This window comes from Saccharopolyspora sp. NPDC000995 (assembly GCF_053599315.1).
Map to the genome: position 1 here is coordinate 1 of NZ_JBSFLZ010000360.1, position 1165 is coordinate 1165.

Annotated in this window: 1 protein-coding gene; it reads left to right on the forward strand. The window is 69.4% G+C overall.

Features of this window, described 5'->3' with window-relative positions; genetic code table 11:
- Positions 1 to 135: 135 nt before the first annotated feature.
- A partial coding sequence (locus tag ACWDKQ_RS36320; protein ID WP_450143264.1) for a hypothetical protein occupies positions 136 to 1165 on the forward strand: 1030 nt, incomplete at its 3' end.

Genomic DNA, 1165 nt, shown 5'->3' on the forward strand with positions numbered 1-1165 from the left:
CCGGTGATCAGGTGGACAGGCACACCAGGACCAAGCCACACCGCCACACCTGAGGAAAAAAAGGCAAGGAAGGCAGCAGCAGAGAGGGAGAGGCGGGCTCGCAAGAAGGAGGAGCGGGCGCGGGCGGATGCGCGGTTGGGGGAGTTGATGGGTCGGCAGGCGGAGTTGGCGGCGTTGGCGGCGTTGCAGGAGCTGGATGCCGACTTGCGGGCGGAGCGGGCGGAGTTGGCGGGGCGTATCGAGGAGGTGCAAGCGGAGCTGGCCACGATGGCGAACGACGAGACGGACAGGAAAGCAAGGAAGGCAGCAGCGGCGAGGGAGGATCGGGCTCGTGAGAAGGAGGAGCGGGCTGAGCTGGCTGCGGATGGGCGGGCGCGGTTGGAAGCGCTTGTGGCTCGGCAGGCGGGGTTGGGAGAGGAGCTGCGGCAGGCTGTGGCTCGGGAGGCGCAGTGGGCGCAGTGGCCGGGGGTGGTGTCGGGTTTGCACGAGTGGGATGAGGCCCGGCCGGCAGTCGAGTTGGCGGCGTTGCGGGGGCATATTGCGGATTTGCGGGCGGAGTGGGTGGCGTTGCCGGGGCGTATCGAGGCGGTGCGGGCGGAGCTGGCCGCGATGGTGAACGCCGAGGCGGACAGGAAAGCAAGGAATGCAGCAGGGCAGAGGAAGTGGCAGGCTCGTGAGAAGGAGAAGCGGGCGCGGGCGGATGCGCGGTTGGGGGAGCTTGTGGCTCGGCGGGCGCGGTTGGCCGCGTTGCCGGAGCTGGATGCCGGCTTGCGGGCGGAGTGGGAGGCGTTGCCGGGGCGTATCGAGGCGGTGCGGGCGGAGCTGGAGACGATGGCGAACGAGGAGGTGGAAAAGAAGGCAAAGCAGGCAGCAGCGGATAGGGAGAGGTGGGCTCGCAAGAAGAAGGAGCGGGCGCAGGCGGATGCGCGGTTGGGGGAGCTTGTGGCTCGGCAGGCGTGGTTCGCGGCGTTGCCGGTGCTGGATGCCGGCTTGCGGGCGGAGTTTCCGGGGCCTATCGAGGCGGTGCGGGCGGAGCTGGCCACGATGGCGGACGACGCTGTGGAGGGGCCGGTTGTGGAGGGGCAGGTTTCCTCTGGTGGGGAAGGGTCTTCGTTTGCTGGTGGGTCTCCTGCTGTGGTGAGTGTGCCGGGGGATGCGCCGGGTG